This window comes from Polaromonas sp. YR568 (genome assembly GCF_943371715.1).
Classification (GTDB): Bacteria; Pseudomonadota; Gammaproteobacteria; order Burkholderiales; family Burkholderiaceae_C; genus Polaromonas.
In genome coordinates this window covers 78,544-98,367 of sequence record NZ_CALRVW010000007.1, presented here as the reverse complement: position 1 = coordinate 98,367, position 19,824 = coordinate 78,544, and the positions used below count along the sequence as shown (strand labels likewise).

Sequence of the window (19,824 nt, the reverse complement as noted above, 5' to 3'; positions counted from 1 at the left end):
GCATCCCCTTGCCGCCAGGCAGCATGGTTGCCCGAGCTTCCGTGCCCGGCCGGATATTTTTAGAAAAACCGGTCAATATAAATCTGCAGACCCATATTTTTTGTAGTCCTTTTTCCATAGTTCAACGGTTTGCTGGCGTTGCCCAACACCTGTTGGTGTTTTTTTGAAAACGGCGTTTGCTTTTGTTGTCTGCCCCGGTTCTGAACGGTAAATTCGCAGTCCGGTAACCAGACGTGCATATTTCAAAAAGGGACACTTCCATGGCGGCATTAGCGGGACAGCCCTTGGTCGAACGGGATACCGAACTCAAGACATTGCTCGAGGCCCTGAACGCATTGCGCCGCGGCGATGCCAATGTCAGTTTGCCCACGGGGTGGGACGGCATTCACGGCAAGCTGGCTGAAGAATTCAACCAGTTGGTGGCGGTCAGCGGCTTTGCGGCCAGCCGGCTCAGGGCGCCGCACCCCCGCAAGGCGGCCGGCCAGCGCGGGTCGTCGCGGACGGAGCAGCCCAGGCTGACGGGCTTCTGGCAGGACAGCGTCGCCGCAGTCGACAGCGCTTGCGCAGAAACCGAGGCCGCGGCAGAGCAGAACAGGATTTTTCTGTCGGCCCTGGTCGCTTTGCGCAAGGGCGACGCGACGGCGGCCTTGCCGCAGGACTGGACCGGCCTTCCCGGCAAGCTGGCCGATGCATTCAACGACGTGGTCGCAGAAAACGTCAGCATGGCTGAAGAGGTGGCCCGTCTGAGCCGTGTTGTGGGCAAGGAAGGAAAACTCAGGGAAAGAGCCCGGGTGCCCAATGCCAGCGGCTTCTGGCGCGAGTCCGCCGAGTCCATCAACTCCCTGATTGCCGACCTGGTGCATCCCACCAGCGAAGTCGCACGTGTGATTGGCGCCGTTGCGCAGGGCGATCTCTCCAAAAGCATGGCACTGGAGGCCGAAGGCCGGGCCCTCGAAGGGGAGTTTTTGCGCACGGCCATGATCATCAACAAGATGGTCGAACAGCTCGGGACCTTTTCGGCCGAGGTCACCCGTGTCGCACGCGAGGTCGGAACCGAAGGCAAGCTCGGTGGCCAGGCGGACGTGCAGGGCGTGGCGGGCACGTGGAAAGACCTGACAGATTCGGTCAACTCCATGGGCTCGAACCTGACGGCACAGGTGCGCAACATTGCCGAGGTGACAACGGCGGTGGCAGCCGGCGACCTGTCCAAGAAAATCACGGTGGACGTGAAGGGTGAAATTCTCGAGCTCAAGAACACCATCAACACCATGGTGGACCAGCTGCGCTCCTTCGCGTCGGAGGTCACGCGTGTGGCCCGCGAGGTGGGAACTGAAGGCAAGCTCGGTGGCCAGGCCGATGTGCAGGGCGTGGCGGGTACTTGGAAAGACCTGACAGATTCGGTCAACTCCATGGGCTCGAACCTGACGGCGCAGGTGCGCAACATTGCCGAGGTGACAACGGCCGTGGCAGCGGGTGACCTGTCCAAGAAGATCACGGTGGACGTCAAGGGCGAGATCCTCGAGCTCAAGAACACCATCAACACCATGGTGGACCAGCTGCGCTCGTTTGCCTCCGAGGTGACTCGGGTGGCGCGCGAGGTCGGTACTGAAGGAAAACTGGGCGGCCAGGCCGATGTGCAGGGTGTGGCCGGGACCTGGAAGGATTTGACCGACAACGTGAACTTCATGGCCGGCAACCTGACCAGCCAGGTGCGCAACATCGCCGACGTGACCAAGGCCGTCGCGGCCGGTGACCTGTCCAAGAAAATCACGGTGGACGTGAAGGGCGAGATTCTCGAACTGAAAAACACCATCAACACCATGGTGGACCAGCTCTCCTCGTTCGCGTCCGAAGTGACACGGGTGGCGCGCGAGGTCGGTACCGAGGGCAAACTCGGCGGCCAGGCCGATGTGCAGGGCGTGGCGGGTACCTGGAAAGACCTGACCGATTCGGTCAACTCCATGGGCTCGAACCTGACGGCGCAGGTGCGTAACATTGCCGAGGTGACGACCGCGGTGGCAGCCGGCGACCTGTCCAAGAAGATCACGGTGGACGTGAAGGGCGAGATCCTCGAACTGAAAAACACCATCAACCCCCTGGTGGACCAGCTCACCTCGTTCGCGTCCGACGTGACACGGGTGGCGCGCGAGGTGGGTACCGAGGGAAAACTCGGTGGCCAGGCCGATGTGCAGGGCGTGGCGGGTACCTGGAAAGACCTGACCGATTCGGTCAACTCCATGGGCTCGAACCTGACGGCACAGGTGCGCAACATTGCCGAGGTGACGACCGCGGTGGCAGCGGGCGACCTGTCCAAGAAGATCACGGTGGACGTCAAGGGCGAGATCCTCGAACTCAAGAACACCATCAACACCATGGTGGACCAGCTGCGCTCGTTTGCGTCGGAAGTGACGCGGGTCGCGCGCGAGGTGGGTACCGAGGGCAAACTCGGTGGCCAGGCCGATGTGCAGGGTGTGGCCGGCACCTGGAAGGACCTGACCGACAACGTGAACTTCATGGCCGGCAACCTGACCAGCCAGGTGCGCAACATCGCCGACGTGACCAAGGCCGTTGCGGCTGGTGACCTGTCCAAGAAGATCACCGTGGACGTGAAGGGCGAGATTCTCGAACTCAAGAACACCATCAACACCATGGTGGACCAGCTGCGTTCCTTTGCCTCAGAGGTGACACGGGTGGCGCGCGAGGTGGGGACCGAAGGCAAACTCGGTGGCCAGGCCGATGTGCAGGGTGTGGCCGGCACCTGGAAGGACCTGACCGACAACGTGAACTTCATGGCCGGCAACCTGACCAGCCAGGTGCGCGGTATCGCCAAGGTGGTGACGGCCGTGGCCAACGGCGACCTCGGCCGCAAGCTCACGGTGGAAGCCAAGGGTGAAATTGCCGCGCTGGCCGACACCATCAACGGCATGACGGACACGCTGGCGACTTTCGCTGACCAGGTCACCACCGTAGCGCGCGAAGTCGGGGTCGAGGGCAAGCTGGGCGGCCAGGCCAAGGTGCCGGGTGCTTCGGGCACCTGGAAGGGGCTGACCGAAAACGTGAACCAGCTGGCTGCGAATCTGACGACCCAGGTGCGTGCGATTGCCGAAGTAGCGACCGCCGTGACGCAGGGTGACCTGACACGCTCCATCACGGTCGAGGCGCTCGGCGAGATGGCGGCGCTGAAGGACACCGTCAACGAGATGATCCGCAACCTCAAGGACACGACCCAGGTCAACACCGAGCAGGACTGGCTCAAGACCAACCTCGCCAAGTTCAGCCGCATGCTGCAGGGCCAGAAGGACCTGGTGGCGGTGGGCCATTTGATTCTCTCGGAGCTGGCACCCGTGGTCGGTGCCCAGCAGGCGGAGTTTTACGTGCTGCGCTACACCCAGGACAAGCCGCGCCTGCGCCTGATGGCCAGCTACGCCTCGGAAGGCCAGGGCGCGTACGGCAAGGAAATCGATCTGGGCCAGGGCCTGGTAGGCCAGTGCGCTTACGACAAGCAGAAAATCCTGCTCACCTCTTCCATGCCCGCCAGCCTGAAAATTTCCTCCGGCCTGACCGAAGTCGCACCGCTCAACATCCTGGTGTTGCCCATCATTTTTGAAGGGCAGGTCAGGGGGGTGGTGGAGCTGGCATCGCTGGAACGCTTCAACCCTGCGCACCAGGCCTTCCTTGACCAATTGACGGAAAGTATCGGCATCGTGATCAACACGATCGAGGCCAACATGCGTACCGAAGACCTGCTGACGCAGTCCCAGTCGCTGGCGCAGGAGCTGCAAAGCCGTCAACAGGAACTGCAGCAGACCAACGAGGAACTGCAGGAGAAAGCCCGGCTGCTGGCGCACCAGAACCACGAGGTCGAGCGCAAGAACCAGGAAGTCGAGCAGGCGCGCCAGGCCCTGGAGGAAAAGGCCAAGCAGCTCTCGCTGACATCCAAGTACAAGTCCGAGTTCCTGGCCAACATGTCACACGAGCTGCGCACGCCGCTCAACAGCCTGCTGATCCTGTCCGACCAGCTTTGCAAGAATCCCGAAGGCAACCTGCGGCCCAAGCAGGTCGAGTTTGCGAAGACCATCCATTCTTCGGGCAACGACCTGTTGATGCTGATCAACGACATTCTTGACCTGTCCAAGATCGAGTCGGGCACGGTGGTGGTCGACATCAGCGAGATTCGCCTGTCCGACCTCCAGCAGTATGTGGAGCGCACCTTCCGCCATGTGGCCGAAGCGAAAAACGTCGAGTTCCTGATCACCACCGGCACCGAGCTGCCTACCTCGATGATCACCGACCTCAAGCGCCTGCAGCAGATTCTCAAGAACCTGCTGTCCAATGCCTTCAAGTTCACCCACCAGGGGCATGTGGCGCTCGCGATCGAGGAGGCCTATTCGGGCTGGAGTCCGGACCACGACGAACTCAACCGCGCCCAGCAGGTCGTGGCCTTCACCGTCAGCGATACCGGCATTGGCATCTCGGCCGACAAGCAGCAGATCATTTTTGAAGCCTTCCAGCAGGCCGATGGCTCTACCTCCCGAAAATACGGCGGCACCGGCCTGGGCCTGGCCATCAGCCGCGAACTCTCCAAGCTGCTGGGCGGTGAAATCCGGCTGTCCAGCCGGCCCGGCGAGGGCAGCAACTTTGTGCTTTACCTGCCGCTCAACTTTCCGACCACGCGTGCGGTCCGCAAGCTGGCTGCCCTCGCCGATGCTCGGGTCGAGGGAGCTGGCCTGTTTGCCAAAACACTCGCGCTGCCGCCGGCCGGTGAAATGCTGGCCATGCAGGGCGATGACGCGAAGGACGACCGCCAGAACATCCAGCCTGGTGACCAGGTGCTGCTGATTGTTGAAAACGACATCGCTTTTGCGGAATTCCTGCTCGATGCGGCGCGTGCCAAAGGCTTCAAGGGCCTGGTGACGTCCCGCGGCGCGGGTGCGCTGACGCTGGCCACCCAGTTCATGCCTTCGGCCATCACGCTGGACATGTACCTGCCGGACATGGACGGCTGGCGCGTGCTGGACCGGCTCAAGCAGGACATGGGCGTGCGGCACATTCCAGTTTGCGTGATCTCCACCGACGATGCCATGGAACGGGCCTACCGGTCGGGCGCCTTCGCCTTTGTCGGCAAGCCGATCGCGCAAAAGGAGATCCTTGACCGGATGCTCGAGCAGCTGCATCTCTATGTGACCCGGCCGGCACGCAGCGTGCTGCTGCACATCGGCGATGCCGAGGTCCGCCGGCAGATCAGCACCCACCTGGAGGACGAGCGCGTCAGCACCGTGAAGGCGGCGTCCAGCCAGGACATCGCCGAGCTGCTGAGGACCGGCAGCTTCGATTGCCTGATTGCCGATGAAGCGTCCCTGGACGAGGGCCTGGCCGGGTGGCGCGACGTGCTGGCCTCCCGCTCGTCGCTCGGGCCCCTGCCGCTGGTGGTCTACCGCGACGGACTCATTGATGCAGAGGAGTCCCGCGCGTGGCATTCCCGTGGCGAGATCAACGTGCGGGAGGCGCGCTCCGTGCCCAAGCTGCTGGACCAGGTGATCCACGCGCTGCACATCAACCCGGCGCGCCTGTCCATGCCGCAGCATGCCCTGCTGAAAAACCTGCACGAGTCCAACAAGTCGCTGGCCGGCAAGCGGGTGCTGATCGTGGACGATGACATGCGCAATATTTTTGCGCTGGCCACCGTGCTCGAGGAGGAGGCCATGGACATCGTCTGGGCCGACAACGGGCGCGATGCGATCACGCGGATCACCGAGGACCCGCAGATCCAGCTGGTCCTGATGGACATCATGATGCCGGAGATGGATGGCATGGCCACCATGCAGGCCATCCGCAAGCTGCCGGCTGGCAGGAACCTGCCCATGATTGCCGTCACCGCCAAGGCCATGAAAGGCGACCGGGAAAAATGCATCGAAGCCGGCGCCTGGGACTATCTGTCCAAACCGGTCAACACCGAGGACCTGCTGGCGGTGTTGCGCGCATGGTTGCCGCAATGAGCGCCGTGCTTGCACCGGCGGGAGTCCCGCAGGGTGGCGACGAGGACAGGGTCAACATCCTGGTGGTGGATGACCTGTCGGAAAAACATGTCGTGTTTGGCAGTGTCCTGGAGGAACTCAACCAGAACCTGGTTCATGCCCGCTCAGGCAAGGAGGCGCTGCGCTTGATCCTGAAGATGGAGTTTGCGGTGATTCTGCTGGACGTCAACATGCCCGACATCGATGGGCTGGAAACCGCCAAGCTGATTCGCCAGTACCGGAAAACCGCCAAGACGCCGATTCTGTTCATCACGGCCTATGCGGATGAACTGCAGACCATCCAGGGTTACGCCCTGGGCGCCGTGGACTACATTTCGACCCCCGTGGTGCCGGAAATCCTGCGTTCCAAGGTCAGGGTGTTTGTTGACCTGTACCGCATGAATCGCCAGCTTCAGGTGCAAATGGTGCAGCGCGAGGCGCTGGCCCGCTCCGAAGCCGCCCGTTCGGCGGCGGAGGATGCCATCCGGCGGGCCAACTACTTGTCCGAGGCGAGCCAGCTGCTGTCTCGATCGCTCAACACCGGTGACACGATTCGTACGCTGCTCCAGATTGCCCTTCCTTCCCTGGCCGACCTGGCGGCCGTGGCGCTGATGGATGACCACGGTGACCTGCGCTGCACGGGTTTGCAAGATTCGGCCAGCGGCTCATTGCCCGTTTCCGGCCACGGCCTGGCGCGGCGGCGCAAGCTTCATCCGCAGCTGGCGCAGGTGATCCGCCTGGCCACGGCGTCCCGCCAGATCGAGCTGGTTCCGCCGCTGGCCTTGTGGGAGGATCCCGGCAGCCTGACGCCCCTGCCCGAAAACATCGAGCAGACCGCGGTTTGCCCCCTGTTTGCGGGCGACCGGCCGCTTGGGGCGCTGCTGCTGTTTGGCCAGCACCAGCATTTTCACCATGCCCGGATGTCCCTGATCGATGAGGTGGTCAGCCGGGCCTCCATTGCGATGGAAAATGCGCGGCTTTATACCCTGGTCCAGGAGGCCGATGCGCGGAAAAATGAATTTCTCGCCATGCTGGCTCACGAGTTGCGCAATCCGCTGGCGCCCATCAGCAATGCGGTCCGCATCCTGCATGGCACCGAGCTGTCGGATCCCACGGTGGTGTGGGCTCGCGATGTGATCGGGCGCCAGGTCGATCACATGTCGCGCATGGTCGATGACTTGCTGGATGTGTCGCGCTTCGCGCGCGGCAAGGTCAGCGTGAAGACGGAGTTGCTGGCCCTGGTCACACTCTGCGAACGCGCCGTGGAGGCCAGCGAGCCGCTGATCAGGGCACGCCAGCAGCAGCTGTCAGTGAAGCTTCCCGGGGAAGCTGTCGTGATCGAAGGCGATATGGTGAGGTTGTCCCAGATTCTGGCCAATTTGCTGAACAACGCATCGAAGTTCACGCCGGTTCACGGGAAGATTTCCCTGGCCGCTGCGTTCTCGGGACAGGAACTGCGGATCTCGGTGAGGGACAACGGTCAGGGAATCGACCCGGCCTTCCTGCCGCACGTGTTTGACCTGTTTGCCCAGGGCGATCAGGCGTTGGACCGTCCCCATGGTGGTCTGGGTATCGGACTGACCCTCGTCAAGCATCTTGTGGAGCTTCACGGCGGGACGGTCAGTGCCTTCAGCGAAGGGCAGGGCCGGGGCACCGAAATATCGCTGTCCCTGCCGGCCCGTCTTGCGACTGCCGCCGACCTCCCGCTGGCCGCGGCCCGTCCTCCCGCCGTGGCCGCACGACCAACCGGGCAGGTTCGGGTTCTCGTGGTGGACGATTTGCTCGCTTCCGCCGATACCATGAAGGTGCTGCTGGAGTCTGAAGGTTATGTGGCAAGGGTTGCCACCGACGGTGAGTCGGCCCTGGCGGCTGCCAGGGAGTTCCTGCCTTCCGTCGTGATCCTCGACATCGGCCTGCCGGGCATGAATGGTTTCGAAGTGGCGCAGCAGCTGCGCAAACTTCCCGCGACATGCGACGCGCTCCTGATTGCGCTGACCGGTTATGGCGAGGCCGAAAGCCGGCAACGCTCGCAGAGGGCCGGCTTTGACCACCACGTCGTCAAGCCGGCTGACATCGACTTCCTGCTGTCTGTCATCAGCCAGGCCGTGCAGAAGAAGAGCGGGCTCGCGTCATGAGCATGGCTTCATGCTGCCACGTAAGGGAGCGCGTGGGTCCCTGATGAGCGCAACGCCGCCAAAACAACCCGACTTTGCCGCGTCCTCGCTGTCCGGCGTCACCGCGGGCCTGCCCGATGACGTGCGGCGTTTTCTGCTGGGCAGTGTCAGTTCCATCCCCTATCTGGAGGCACTGCTGTTGCTGCGCAGCCAGCCCGAAACGCGGTGGTCGGTCCGGCAAGTGGCGCAGCGGCTGTATGTGAGCGACAGGAGGGCGCAGGAACTGCTCGCCGAGCTGGAGGCCACCGGCGTGGTCGAAGGCTCGCCTGCGGAGGGTCCGCAGTTCCGCTACCAGCCCGCTTCGCCAGAAATGCGCCAGATGTTGAATGGCCTCGCGGAGGTGTATGCCCATCACCTGGTCGAGGTGACCCACCTGGTTCATTCCAGGGCAGACAAGCGGGACAAACGTGACGACCGGGCCCAGAAGTTTGCTGATGCCTTCCGTTGGCGAAAGGATGCCTGAACCATGGCCGAACTGATTTATTCCCTGTGCGCGTTGACCTCGGTCGCCTGCGCCTGGCTGTCGTGGCGCGGCTACCAGCGCTCCGGTCACCGATTGCTTTTCTGGAGCGGTCTGTGTTTCCTGGGTCTGTCGGTCAACAACGTCCTGCTGGTCCTGGACAAGCTGGTGTTCACCACGACCGACCTGACCCTGTGGCGCCTGGTGGCTGCGCTGGCGGCTGTTGTGCTCATGCTGTTTGGCCTGATCTGGGAAGAGGAGTAAGCCATGGTCCAGGACATGCTGGCCGGTGCCATCTCGCTGGGCTCCCTCGCAGTGGGGCTTTTTTTCTTCAGGTACTGGCACACCAGCAGGGACCGCTTTTTCCTCTACTTTGCCCTGTCGTTCTGGATCGAAGGCTTCAGCCGCATCCACATGGGCCTGAACAGCGACATCCCCGAGGATGTTCCGGTGTATTACATGATTCGCATCCTGAGCTACGGGCTGATCCTGCTGGCGATCTGGGAAAAGAACCGGCCCGACGCCGAACCCTGATGTGCATGGCCCCCTGCCGCCCGAACCGCGCTGCGCGATCGGCGTGCTCCCACTTGTCCTACATCACGTCGCGCTTGAACAGCGATTGCAAAGAGACAGCCCCTGCCTAGACTGTTGGCTGTTGCAGCTTTCCGAGAGTGACCATGGCAAAAAATCACATCCACCGCAGACTGCGGACTGACCGGGCGCGAGCCCGGTGGATGTGCTCATGAACCGGGTGGGCGCAATCGGCGGCAGGGCGGGGCCTTACCCCCTGAGGGTGTTCGTGATTGAAGACGACAGGGTGCTGAGATCCCTGATCGTGGACGCACTCGGGCAGATCCCCGGGGTGGAGGTGCTGTTTTATGCCGACAACGAACTCTCGGCGACGAACTGGCTCTCGTCCCACGACAGCGCCTGGGATCTCGCGGTGGTCGACCTGCACTTGCGGCAGGGCAGCGGCGTGGGGGCGCTCAACTGGTGCATCACGCGCCGGGAGGACCAGCGGGTGGTGGTGCTGAGCAGCCAGCTGAGCCAGGAGGTGCGCCGCAAATGCCTGGCGCTGCGCGCCGACGCGGTCTTCGACAAGGCCAGCGAGATGGATGACTTCCTGGCCTACTGCGGTGCCCTGGTGGGCCCGCCCGCCGGCGCACCAGCGGCCACGCCTCGCATGCCCTAAACTTTCGGCCATCGCCGCCGCTCCGGCTGCGAACCATGGATAGGAAGACCACACGCATGAGTGCACTGTTTCGCGAGCAACTGCTGGCCGCCGCCGAACAGGCCGCCTTTCCCGCCGAGAGAACGCTGGACCCGGTCACCGGTGAGGAGGTCTTCGACGCTGCTTCCGAGGCGACGCTGGCACAGGTTTTTTCCCTGTTCGGGGTCACCGCATTGAATCCCCAGGACGAGGATGTCGACCGGGTCATCAACACCGCCTGCACCCTGGCCACCGAGGTGGCGGCGCATGTGCAGAGCCTGATCTCCGCCGGCGGTGTGCTGGACACGCTGGAAGAAGCCGGCGACTGGCACCCGGCCTACCGGGCCTACCTCAGCGCCTTGTGGCAGGGTGATCGCGACGAGGTGGCGCGCTGCGCGCAGGCGCTCAACCTGTCCGCGGGCATTCCGAACGGATCGCTCCCGCTCGAAGCAGGGCCGCTGGCCTGAGGCCGGTCGCGCGCAGTATCATGGCCGCATGACTCCCTTGGCTGGTCGGCGCGGCACGATGGCAGAACTGAACCACAGGGCGCGGAACTGGCTGGTGGGCTGGTGGCGCCTGATCCATCTCGGCGCGCTGATCCTGGTGCTGGCCATCTCGCCGTCGAGTTATGCCCGCGACAACCGCCGTTCGCTGGCGCGCCACATCTACCTCAACACCGCGCCCAACCTGCTCGGGTTCACGCTGATGTGTGCGTTGATCACGGTTGTCATCACGCGCATCGTCATCGTTACCGCACTCAGTTACGGCCTGTCGCAGTACGCCTTGCAGGTGGTCATTCGCGTGCTGGTGCTGGAACTGATTCCACTGACGGCCGCCATGTTCGTCGCCCTGCGCTGCGCCATTGCCAGCGGCGTGGAGCTTTCGCTGATGCGCCAGCGCGGTGAGCTGCAGGGCATGCAGCAGCGCGGCGTGGACCCGGTCCGCCAGGAGGTGCTGCCGCGTGTGACGGCCGGCATTTTTGCCACGGTCACGCTGGCCGCGCTGAGTTGCGTGGTGGCGGTGGTGATGGCCTACCTGGCCAGTTACGGTTTCACGCTGTCGGGCGTGGCGGTGTACACCCGGCTTTTCGGCCAGGTGTTCAACCCCGACGTGACCCTGATCTTCGTGCTGAAGACCCTGTTTTTCAGTCTGGCCGTGTCGCTGATCCCGATGGCCTCGGCCCTGTACGACACGGCCGAGCTGCGTTTTCGCGCCAGCGCCGAGCTGCGCATGCTGGTGCGCATGTTTGCGGTCATCCTGGTCATCGAGGTGGTGTCCCTCGTGGGCAATTACTATTAACCAGTAGCCGACTTCAACCCACATTCCGTCCGGACCCTACCTTCCAATCCATGAGTCAACCCCTGCCACCCCCATCCCCGCCTGAGCCAACCGAGCCGCCGCCCGGCAGCAGCGTGGCCATGCCGCCCGTCGCCAACCTCGAGTTCAAGGCGCTGATGCTGCTGGTCTTCATGGCGGTGCTGGTGGTAGGTTCGGCGCTTTATGTGCTGTATGCGCGCGGCGCTTTTGAGAGCACCCAGAAACTGGTGCTGCTGTCCGACGACTCCGAAGGCGTGGTGGTCGGCATGGACATGACGTTTTCGGGTTTCCCGATCGGCCGCGTGCGCCGCATCGAACTGGCCGAAGACGGCAAGGCGCGCATCATCGTGGATGTGCCGACCAAGGACGCGCACTGGCTGCGCACCTCCAGCGTGTTCACCCTGGTGCGCGGGCTGGTGGGCAGCACCAACATCCGTGCCTACACCGGCATGCTCAAGGACCCGCTGCTGCCGGACGGCGCAGTGCGCGAGGTGCTGCGCGGCGACACGGGCGCCGAGATACCGAAGCTGGTGGCCGCGGCGAAAGAGTTGCTGGAAAACCTCAACAGCCTGACCGCCAGCGAAGGATCCGTGGGTGCCAGTCTGGGTAATTTCCAGAAGCTGACCGAGCGGCTCAACGGCCCCGGCGGGGCGCTCAGCGTGCTGCTGGGCAACGACGCCGAAGCCAAAAAACTGATTGCCACGCTGGACCGCACCAACGCCTTGCTGACCAAACTCGATGGCCTGGCCGCCAAGACCGACACCCAGGTGTTCGGCGCCAAGGGTGTGATGCCGGAAGCGCGGGCCACGGTGGTGCAGCTCAACACCCTCCTCGGCGAGGCACGCAACAGCCTGAAGAAAGTCGATGCGGTGCTGGTCGAAGCCCAGGCCGTGGGCGCCAACGCCCGGGCGGCGACCGACGACCTGGGAGCGCTGCGCGGCGAGGTCGAGTCCAGCCTGCGCAAGGTGGACGGCCTGATCAACGAGATCAACCGCAAGTGGCCGTTTGCCCGCGACACGGAGATCAAGCTGCCATGAGACTTTTTTCGCATTCCCTGTCCGTTCTGGCCCTGCTGTTGCTGGCCGCCTGCAGCAGCGGGCCCAAGGCCCCCGACTGGCAGATGGAGGCCAAGACCGCGATGGAGCGGGCGGTCGCCGCCTACCTCGAAGGCAATTCGCGCGTCGAGGCGCAGGAGTTTGCGCGCGCGCGCAGCGAACTTTCCAGCACCGGCCGCCCCGACCTGATGGCGCGGGCCGAACTGTTGCGTTGCGCCAGCCGCGTCGCCAGCCTGGTGCTGGAACCCTGCGCCGGGTTTGAACCGCTGCGGCCGGACGCACCGGCCGCCGAGCGCGCCTATGCCGATTACCTGGCCGGCCAGTTGCAGCCGCAGGACATCGCCTTGCTGCCCGCAGCGCAGCGTGCCGCGGCCGCCGCCGGCGCCGATGCGGCGGCGCTCAAAGCCGTGGCCGACCCGCTGTCGCAGCTGGTGGCCGCCGGCGTGATGTTTCGCGCCGGCCGGGCCAGCCCGGCCGTGCTGCAGCAGGCGGTGGATACGGCCTCCAGCCAGGGCTGGCGCCGGCCGTTGCTGGCCTGGCTGGGCGTGCAACTCCAGCTGGCGGAAAAGGGCGGCGACCTGGCGTCGGCCGAGCGCCTGCGCCGTCGCATCGCGCTGACGCAAAACCCGGCTGTGGGCAGCAAGCCTTGAGCCGGGCGCCGGTGAGCCGCTGGGCGATTGCCATCGCCGGCATGTTGTCGCTGGCCGCGGCCATGGGCATAGGCCGTTTTGCCTTCACGCCGCTGCTGCCCATGATGCTCAGCGACGGCGTGATCGACCTGCCGTCGGCCAGCTGGCTGGCCAGCGCCAATTACCTCGGTTACCTCGTCGGAGCGCTGCTGTGCACCTTCCAGCCCTGGATCTGGAAAAACCTGCGGTTTCTGCCGGCCGTCGCCGCCTCCAGCTGGGTGCGTGCGGGCTTGGTCGCCACCACGCTGCTGACCCTGGGCATGGCCCTGCACCTGCCGGCCGTCTGGCCGCTGCTGCGTTTTGCCGCCGGTGTGGCCAGCGCGCTGGTGTTTGTCTACACCTCGGGCTGGTGCCTGGCGCAGCTGGCCCGGCTGGGCGCGCCGGCGCTGGGCGGCATCATGTACGCCGGCCCGGGCGCGGGCATTGCCCTGAGCGGGCTCTTTGCCAGCGCCATGGTCGCGTTGCAGTGGAAGGCCGCCACCGGCTGGCTGATTTTTGGCGTGCTCGCCGCGGCGCTGACGGCCGCCGTGTGGCGCACCTTCCAGGAGCGGGGACAGGGGCAGGGCGGCAGTGCGGCCAACGCAGCGCCCAACACGCCAGCCACTGGCCATGCGCCGGCCGGCCGCAAACAGATGCTGCTGCTGGCCCTGGCTTACGGGCTGGCCGGTTTCGGCTACATCATCACCGCCACCTTCTTGCCGGTGATCGCGCGCGAAGCCATGCCGGGTTCGGTCTGGATCGATTTTTTCTGGCCCATCTTCGGCCTTGGCGTGGTGACCGGTGCCTTGCTGGCCACCCGCATTCCGGCCACCGGCGACTTTCGTTACCTGCTGGCCGGCGCCTACACGGTGCAGGCGCTGGGCATTGCGGCGAGCGTGTTCAGTCCCAACCTGGCCGGTTTTGCGATCGGCAGCCTGCTGTTGGGCATTCCGTTCACCGCCATCACTTTTTTTGCCATGCAGGAGGTGCGGCGGCTGCGACCGGCCGCAGCCGCCAGTTACATGGGCCTGTTGACCGCCATGTACGGCATCGGCCAGATCGCCGGCCCGCCGCTGGTCGCCGTGCTGCTGCGGCATAGCCGCAGCCTCGGCGAGGGGTTCACGCTATCGCTGGAAATTGCCGCGGCCGCCTTGCTGGCTGGTGCGCTGATGTACCTGTGGATGGCCAGTGCCTACCCGGTGATGAAGGCCGTGCACCAGCGCTGAACCCGGCTGGTTGGGGTCTTATAACGAAAAGGTTTATAGAAAAAAGGCCTCTGGCCCAATAAGCACCTGCGCAGGCAGCTACGAAAACAGGAGCAAAGCCGGGCTCAGGCCCTGCCGCTTTTCGCCAGCACCGGCTTGAGCAGCTGGGCCAGCTCGGTACCCTGCAAAACGCGGATCTGGTGCTCGGCCGCAAACTGGCGTGCCTTGTCGGTCACCTGCCCGGTGGCGATGCACAGGGCGCTGTCGGCCTGATGTGCGCCCAGCGCAGCCTGCAGACTCTGGAAGGGCTCGATGCCCAGGTGGGCGGCCTTCCAGCGCTTGCAGGCTAGCAGCGTGGTGTGGCCGGCCTTGACCAGAACGAAATCCGCCGCCGCGCCGTCGATGCGCCGCACCGCGTATCCCTCGCGGACGAAGGCCTGCTCGACGGCGGCCGAGAAATCGCGCCAGGACAGGGCCTCCAGCTGCGCCAGCGTGTCCTCGACGTGGGCGGTGCTGGGCGCGCTCAACTGCCTCCAGGCGGCGATCACACCGATCACGACGAAGGGGAAGCCGCCGAGGGCGCCAAACACGAAATACTGCGCGGGCAGCAGGGCCTTGGAGGCCAGCCCGAAGGCGAGGGCAATGACAAAGCTGATCCACCAGGGCGAGCGCAGCAGGATGGCAAAAAGCGACTTTTCAGCCATTTTGAATTTCAAGGTCTTCCTTTCGGGGGCAGGGCGTTGGTCGGGGCGGTATCGGGCCGGCGGCGCTGCGTCGCCACGCAAAGCGGGCTTTGGCCTCACAATCCGCTTTTTGCCTACATTGGCGTCAGGCCGATTTCCTTATAGTAAAGCACCATGCCTATTCCGCCCCAGCCTGTTGGCAGCATTCTCCGTCCCTCGCACCTCCGGCCGCGGCCGCGTGTGTTGGCCGGCGTGGTGTCGCCGCTCCCGCCTGAGGGCGAGACGCGGGAAGAAGCACGATGACGAAGAGCGACGACGAAGACCGTCTGCTGCGCTCGGTCCCCCTGCAGAACGCGCAGAGCATTCTGCGGGCACGCCAGCAGGCCGAAGGTGTGCTGGTGACGGCCGGCGAAGGGCTGGAGCAGAAAACGACGGAACTGGCGCTCTCGCTGTCCATGGTCCGGGCCACCCTGGAGGCCAGCCGCGATGGCATCCTGGTCACCGACGACAACGCACACGTCACCGGCTTCAACCAGCAGTACGTCCGGATGTGGGGGCTGTCCGACGAACTCATGGCCTTTCGCGACCACGAAAGGCTGCTGCACGTGGCGAGCCAGCAGGTCGAGGATGCGCAGCACTACCTGGACCGGGTCCATGAGATCTACCGCCACTCGCCGGCGGAAAGTTTCGACCTGCTGCAACTGCGCGATGGCCGGGTCTACGAACGTTCTTCCAAGATCCAGATCGTGGAAGGCCAGCATGTCGGGCGGGTCTGGGTGTTCCGCGACATCACGGAACAGCGGCGCACCGAGGATGCCCTGCGCAAGAAGGCGCGTGTGCTGGAACTGCTCAACAAGACCGGCACCATCCTGACGGCCAAGCTCGACGTGCGCATGCTGGCGCAGGCGGTCATTGACGCGGCCACGGAAATCAGCGGCGCCAAGGTGGGTGCTTTTTTCTACAACACCGCCGCCCCGGGCGGCAACCGGCCTTTCCTGCGCACGGTGGCCGGCATCGCTGCGGAAGACTTTGACAGTTCCGGCCTGCCGCAGGCCGGTGCGCTGTTCGACCTCACGCTCAGCGGCGCGCCGCTGGTCCATCTCGACGACCTGTCGAAGGACGCGCGTTACCAGGCTCCGGCCCGGCCGGGGGCGGTGCCGATCCGCAGTTACCTGGCTGTGCCGGTGGCTTCGGGTTCTGCGGATGTGATCGGCGGCCTGTTTTTCGGTCACCCGGATGCCGGTGTTTTCGACGAACGTGCCGAAAGGCTGGTGACCGGCATTGCGGCGCAGGCCGGCGTGTCCATTGACAACGCCCGGCTGTATGAGGTGGCCAGGCAGGCCGCGCAGGAACGTGAAAAGCTGCTCGACAACGAGCGTGCCGCGCGCAGCGAGGCCGAACAGATGAGCCGCATGAAGGACGAGTTCCTCGCCATGCTGGCCCATGAGTTGCGCAACCCGCTGGCGCCGCTGCGCGCCAGCGCGGAAATCCTGCGGCTGGGAGCGGGCGACCCGGTCGTCCTGGAGCGCACCCGGGCCATCATGGAGCGCCAGATTGCACACATGACACGGCTGGTCGATGACCTGCTGGATGTCAGTCGCATCAGCCGCGGCAAGCTGGAGCTGCGGCTGGAGCAGATCACGCTCGACGATGCCATTCGCAGCGCGGCCGAGACCAGCCGGCCGGTCATCGCCGAGCGGCAGCACAGCTTCAGTATCAGCATGCCGGAGCAGCCGATCGAGGTGAGTGCCGATCCGGTGCGCCTGTCCCAGGCCTTCACCAATCTGCTCAACAACGCCGCCAAGTACACGCCGGAAGGCGGTTCGGTGGAACTGCGGGTGGCGGCAGACGCTCACGGCGTGACCGTGAGCATCGAGGACAACGGCATCGGTGTCCCGGAACACCTGAGCACGCGCATCTTCGACATGTTCGTTCAGGGCGAACCCAGCCCGGCCACGCCGCAGGCCCAGGGCGGTCTCGGCATCGGCCTGACGCTGGTGCGCAAGATTGTCGAGATGCATGGTGGCAGCATCCGTGCCGAAAGCCGCAGCGACGGCCCCGGCAGCCGCTTCATCGTCTGGCTGCCCGTCGCCGGCAGCGGCGCACCGGCCCTGCCGGCGGCAGACGCGGGGGCTGCTGCTGCGGTCAACGGTCCGGTCCGACGCCACGTGAACGCTTTCGAGCCGCGCCGGATCCTGGTGACCGACGACAACGTTGATGCCGCGCTGACACTGGCGAGCCTGCTGGGCATGTGGGGGCACGAGGTGCGTGCTGCCCATGACGGCGCCGAAGCCATCGCGGCGGCTGCGAGCTTCCGGCCCGACTTCATCTTTCTGGACATCGGCATGCCGCACATGGATGGCTACGAAGCCTGCCGCAGGATTCGTGCCCTCGGCCAGGTGCCGGCCCCGGTCGTCGTCGCGCTGACCGGATGGGGCCAGGCCGATGACAAACGCAAGGCGCAGGAGGCGGGCTTTGACCACCATTTCACCAAGCCGGTGGACCCGGCCCGGCTGGAGGCGCTGGTTGGCAGCAACTTCTGAAGCCCTGCCAGCCTCGCCGGCGTCTGGATCGCTTCCAAATTGATAGCTGGTAGCGCCTGTATTGATTGGGCTGCAGCGCTTTTTGACCTCACATTTTCACGAAAAACGGCGCGATGACTCCTGAACAGAAAAAACTCCGCCAGGCGTCCATGGCCCTGGTGGCCGCGCTGGTGCTGGTGGTGATCTGGGGCATCAACTTTTCGCTGCAGAAGTTTGTCTTCAACGTGGTCGGCCCCGGCGGCTTCCTGTTTGCCCGCTACCTGATCATGCCGCTGTGTGCGCTGGGCTTGCTGGCCTGGCGTTTCGGGACGCGTTTTCCGCGCATCACGCGCCGCGAGTTCTGGCAACTCGCGCGTCTGGGTTTTGCCGGGCACTTCCTGCACGTGGGCATGGTGACTTATGGCATCCACTGGTCCACCGCGTTTTCGAGCTCGCTGATCCTGGCCTGCGGGCCCATCTTCACGCTGCTGATCCTGCGTTTCATGGGGGTGGAGAAACTGCACAGGGCGCAGATCGTCGGCGTGGCCGTGGCTTTTGCCGGCGTGCTGATTTTCCTGTCCGACAAGCTGCTGGGCGGCAACTGGCGGGCCACCGGCGGCGACCTGTTTTTGCTTGTCGCAGCGAGTTTTTTCTCCTGGTACACCGTGGCCGCCAAGCCGCTGATCGAGCGCCATGGCGGCGTCGTGACCATGGCCTACGCGACCCTGCTCGGCAGCGTGCCGGTGCTGCTGCTGTCGCTGCCCGCCGGCCTGGCCGCGCCCTGGGGCGACGCTTCGCTGGCGGTGTGGGCCAGCCTGGTCTGGTCGGTCACGGTGTCGGCTTTTCTCGGCTGGCTGGTCTGGGGCTGGGTCAACGCGGTGCGCGGTGTGGCCCGCACCGCGCCGCTGATGTATTTGATGCCGCCGGTCGCTGGCCTGGTGGCCTGGCTGTTTGCCGGCGAGCAGTACACGGCCATCAAGCTCGCCGGCGCCGCGCTGACGCTGGTGGGGGTGGCGCTGGCGCAGTTCACCAGCCGGCGGCAGGCGCTGGCGCGCGCGGCGCCCGCACCGGTGGACTGAGACGAAAAAACCGCGACCGCGCGGTTGCGACAACCTTTTTGCCGGGCGGGCAAAAGCGGCCTGAAGGACCCGCCTGCAGGCCTTGGTTCATACTTCGGTGCTCCACAACCCGCGTGAGCGCCATGAGCAAAACCTCGACCGACAAGAACAAAATCAAGTTTCTCCTGCTGGAGGGCATCCATCCCTCGGCCGTGACGGTGCTTCAGGCGGCGGGTTACACGCAGATTGAAAGCCTGACGGGGGCGCTGGAAGGCGACGAGCTCAAGCGCAAGATTGCCGACGCCCATTTTGTCGGCATCCGGTCACGCACCCAGCTGACCGCCGACGTCTTCGCCCATGCGACCAAGCTGGCGGCCGTGGGCTGTTTTTGCATAGGCACCAACCAGGTGGACCTGAACGCGGCGCGCGAGCGCGGCATTGCGGTGTTCAACGCGCCGTTTTCCAACACCCGCTCGGTGGCCGAGCTGGTGCTGGCCGAGGCGATTTTGCTGCTGCGCGGCGTGCCCGAGAAAAGCGCCGTCGCCCACCGCGGTGGCTGGCTCAAGACAGCCGAGAACGCCTACGAGATCCGCGGCAAGACGCTGGGCATCGTCGGTTACGGCTCCATCGGCACGCAGCTGTCGGTGCTGGCCGAGGCGCTCGGCATGCATGTGGTGTTTTTCGACGTGGTCACCAAGCTGCCGTTGGGCAATGCGCGCCAGGCCGCCAAGCTCACCGACCTGCTGGCCCAGTCCGACGTGGTCACCCTGCATGTGCCCGAGACCCAGGCCACGCAATGGATGATCGGTGCGGCCGAGATCGCCGCGATGAAGCCTGGCAGCGTGCTGATCAATGCGTCGCGCGGCACCGTGGTCGAGATCGAACCGCTGGCCGAGGCCCTGCGCCAGAAAAAACTGCTCGGTGCGGCGATCGACGTGTTTCCCGTCGAGCCGAAGAGCAACAAGGACGTGTTCGAGTCGCCGTTGCGGGGCCTGGACAATGTGATCCTGACGCCGCATGTCGGCGGCTCCACCATGGAGGCGCAGGAAAACATCGGCGTCGAAGTGGCGGAAAAACTGGTCAAGTACAGCGACAACGGCACCTCGACCTCCTCGGTCAACTTCCCCGAGGTGGCGCTGCCGGCGCACCCGGGCAAACACCGGCTGCTGCACATCCACCGCAATGTGCCCGGTGTGCTGGCGGAGATCAACCGCGTGTTTTCCGACAACAACATCAACATCGCGTCGCAGTACCTGCAGACCAACGAAGCCATCGGTTATGTGGTGATTGACATCGACGCCGCTTCGTCGGACATGGCGCTGGCCAAACTGGCCGGCGTGCCCGGCACCATCCGCAGCCGCGTTCTGTTTTAAGCGCTGCCGGCGCGGGTCGGTTTCATTTTGCTATCACTTCAATAGCTGCTCGCGCCCGCCTGAATTGGGCGGGAGCCACTTTTTG

The 19,824-nt window shown here is 64.8% G+C and carries 16 protein-coding genes; 14 read left to right on the top strand and 2 right to left on the bottom strand.

Annotated elements, in window-relative coordinates; all coding sequences use genetic code 11:
- Positions 1 to 72: 72 nt before the first annotated feature.
- Positions 73 to 246 carry a hypothetical protein gene (locus tag AAG813_RS07470; protein WP_341913460.1) on the bottom strand — a complete coding sequence of 58 codons (174 nt, stop codon included), beginning with the start codon at positions 244 to 246 and terminating at the stop codon, positions 73 to 75.
- A 14-nt stretch (positions 247 to 260) separates the two neighbouring features.
- Between AAG813_RS07470 and AAG813_RS07465 the strand changes: the two genes are divergently transcribed.
- From AAG813_RS07465 to AAG813_RS07415, 11 genes are all read left to right on the top strand, one after another.
- The gene (locus tag AAG813_RS07465) at positions 261 to 5,996 is read left to right on the top strand and encodes a HAMP domain-containing protein (RefSeq protein ID WP_341913458.1); all 5,736 of its coding nucleotides are present in this window, start codon (positions 261 to 263) and stop codon (positions 5,994 to 5,996) included.
- Positions 5,993 to 8,149, top strand: a complete 2,157-nt coding sequence (locus tag AAG813_RS07460; RefSeq protein WP_341913456.1) for a response regulator — start codon at positions 5,993 to 5,995, stop codon at positions 8,147 to 8,149. Before AAG813_RS07465 ends, AAG813_RS07460 begins: the two co-directional genes overlap by 4 nt.
- A 10-nt stretch (positions 8,150 to 8,159) precedes the next feature.
- Positions 8,160 to 8,651: a hypothetical protein gene (locus AAG813_RS07455; RefSeq protein ID WP_341913453.1), complete on the top strand. Its 492-nt coding sequence runs from the start codon at positions 8,160 to 8,162 to the stop codon at positions 8,649 to 8,651.
- Between the two features lie 3 nt (positions 8,652 to 8,654).
- Positions 8,655 to 8,912: a DUF5985 family protein gene (locus AAG813_RS07450; RefSeq protein WP_341913451.1), complete on the top strand. Its 258-nt coding sequence runs from the start codon at positions 8,655 to 8,657 to the stop codon at positions 8,910 to 8,912.
- A 3-nt stretch (positions 8,913 to 8,915) separates the two neighbouring features.
- Positions 8,916 to 9,182 carry a DUF5985 family protein gene (locus AAG813_RS07445; protein WP_341913448.1) on the top strand — a complete coding sequence of 89 codons (267 nt, stop codon included), beginning with the start codon at positions 8,916 to 8,918 and terminating at the stop codon, positions 9,180 to 9,182.
- A 208-nt stretch (positions 9,183 to 9,390) separates the two neighbouring features.
- Positions 9,391 to 9,840 carry a response regulator gene (locus tag AAG813_RS07440; RefSeq protein WP_341913446.1) on the top strand — a complete coding sequence of 150 codons (450 nt, stop codon included), beginning with the start codon at positions 9,391 to 9,393 and terminating at the stop codon, positions 9,838 to 9,840.
- A gap of 56 nt (positions 9,841 to 9,896) precedes the next feature.
- Positions 9,897 to 10,325 (top strand): hypothetical protein, encoded by a 429-nt coding sequence (locus tag AAG813_RS07435; RefSeq protein ID WP_341913444.1) that lies wholly within the window; start codon positions 9,897 to 9,899, stop codon positions 10,323 to 10,325.
- A 58-nt stretch (positions 10,326 to 10,383) separates the two neighbouring features.
- A complete protein-coding gene (locus AAG813_RS07430; protein ID WP_341913442.1) occupies positions 10,384 to 11,157 on the top strand; it encodes an ABC transporter permease in 774 nt (257 codons plus the stop codon).
- 50 nt (positions 11,158 to 11,207) lie between these two features.
- A complete protein-coding gene (locus AAG813_RS07425) occupies positions 11,208 to 12,212 on the top strand; it encodes a mammalian cell entry protein (protein WP_341913440.1) in 1,005 nt (334 codons plus the stop codon).
- Positions 12,209 to 12,880 carry a hypothetical protein gene (locus AAG813_RS07420; RefSeq protein ID WP_341913438.1) on the top strand — a complete coding sequence of 224 codons (672 nt, stop codon included), beginning with the start codon at positions 12,209 to 12,211 and terminating at the stop codon, positions 12,878 to 12,880. Before AAG813_RS07425 ends, AAG813_RS07420 begins: the two co-directional genes overlap by 4 nt.
- Before the next feature lie 41 nt (positions 12,881 to 12,921).
- Positions 12,922 to 14,124: a YbfB/YjiJ family MFS transporter gene (locus tag AAG813_RS07415; protein ID WP_341913562.1), complete on the top strand. Its 1,203-nt coding sequence runs from the start codon at positions 12,922 to 12,924 to the stop codon at positions 14,122 to 14,124.
- A 104-nt stretch (positions 14,125 to 14,228) separates the two neighbouring features.
- Here AAG813_RS07415 and AAG813_RS07410 read toward each other — a convergent pair whose 3' ends face one another.
- Positions 14,229 to 14,807, bottom strand: a complete 579-nt coding sequence (locus tag AAG813_RS07410) for a restriction endonuclease (protein ID WP_341913436.1) — start codon at positions 14,805 to 14,807, stop codon at positions 14,229 to 14,231.
- Between the two features lie 278 nt (positions 14,808 to 15,085).
- Between AAG813_RS07410 and AAG813_RS07405 the strand changes: the two genes are divergently transcribed.
- From AAG813_RS07405 to serA, 3 genes are all read left to right on the top strand, one after another.
- Entirely contained in the window at positions 15,086 to 17,329 is a 2,244-nt protein-coding gene (locus AAG813_RS07405; RefSeq protein WP_341913434.1) for an ATP-binding protein, read from the top strand.
- A gap of 113 nt (positions 17,330 to 17,442) precedes the next feature.
- Positions 17,443 to 18,387, top strand: a complete 945-nt coding sequence (locus AAG813_RS07400) for a DMT family transporter (RefSeq protein ID WP_341913432.1) — start codon at positions 17,443 to 17,445, stop codon at positions 18,385 to 18,387.
- Between the two features lie 122 nt (positions 18,388 to 18,509).
- The gene (serA, locus tag AAG813_RS07395; RefSeq protein ID WP_341913430.1) at positions 18,510 to 19,739 is read left to right on the top strand and encodes a phosphoglycerate dehydrogenase; all 1,230 of its coding nucleotides are present in this window, start codon (positions 18,510 to 18,512) and stop codon (positions 19,737 to 19,739) included.
- Positions 19,740 to 19,824: the final 85 nt, after the last annotated feature.

Coding starts and splice junctions, on each gene's coding strand:
- AAG813_RS07400 (WP_341913432.1), top strand. CDS start 17,443: ATGACTCCTGAACAGAAAAAACTCCGCCAGGCGTCCATGGCCCTGGTG.
- AAG813_RS07405 (WP_341913434.1), top strand. CDS start 15,086: ATGACGAAGAGCGACGACGAAGACCGTCTGCTGCGCTCGGTCCCCCTG.
- AAG813_RS07435 (WP_341913444.1), top strand. CDS start 9,897: ATGAGTGCACTGTTTCGCGAGCAACTGCTGGCCGCCGCCGAACAGGCC.
- AAG813_RS07430 (WP_341913442.1), top strand. CDS start 10,384: ATGGCAGAACTGAACCACAGGGCGCGGAACTGGCTGGTGGGCTGGTGG.
- AAG813_RS07455 (WP_341913453.1), top strand. CDS start 8,160: ATGCTGCCACGTAAGGGAGCGCGTGGGTCCCTGATGAGCGCAACGCCG.
- AAG813_RS07440 (WP_341913446.1), top strand. CDS start 9,391: ATGAACCGGGTGGGCGCAATCGGCGGCAGGGCGGGGCCTTACCCCCTG.
- AAG813_RS07420 (WP_341913438.1), top strand. CDS start 12,209: ATGAGACTTTTTTCGCATTCCCTGTCCGTTCTGGCCCTGCTGTTGCTG.
- AAG813_RS07460 (WP_341913456.1), top strand. CDS start 5,993: ATGAGCGCCGTGCTTGCACCGGCGGGAGTCCCGCAGGGTGGCGACGAG.
- AAG813_RS07450 (WP_341913451.1), top strand. CDS start 8,655: ATGGCCGAACTGATTTATTCCCTGTGCGCGTTGACCTCGGTCGCCTGC.
- AAG813_RS07415 (WP_341913562.1), top strand. CDS start 12,922: ATGTTGTCGCTGGCCGCGGCCATGGGCATAGGCCGTTTTGCCTTCACG.
- AAG813_RS07410 (WP_341913436.1), bottom strand. CDS start 14,807: ATGGCTGAAAAGTCGCTTTTTGCCATCCTGCTGCGCTCGCCCTGGTGG.
- AAG813_RS07465 (WP_341913458.1), top strand. CDS start 261: ATGGCGGCATTAGCGGGACAGCCCTTGGTCGAACGGGATACCGAACTC.
- serA (WP_341913430.1), top strand. CDS start 18,510: ATGAGCAAAACCTCGACCGACAAGAACAAAATCAAGTTTCTCCTGCTG.
- AAG813_RS07445 (WP_341913448.1), top strand. CDS start 8,916: ATGGTCCAGGACATGCTGGCCGGTGCCATCTCGCTGGGCTCCCTCGCA.
- AAG813_RS07425 (WP_341913440.1), top strand. CDS start 11,208: ATGAGTCAACCCCTGCCACCCCCATCCCCGCCTGAGCCAACCGAGCCG.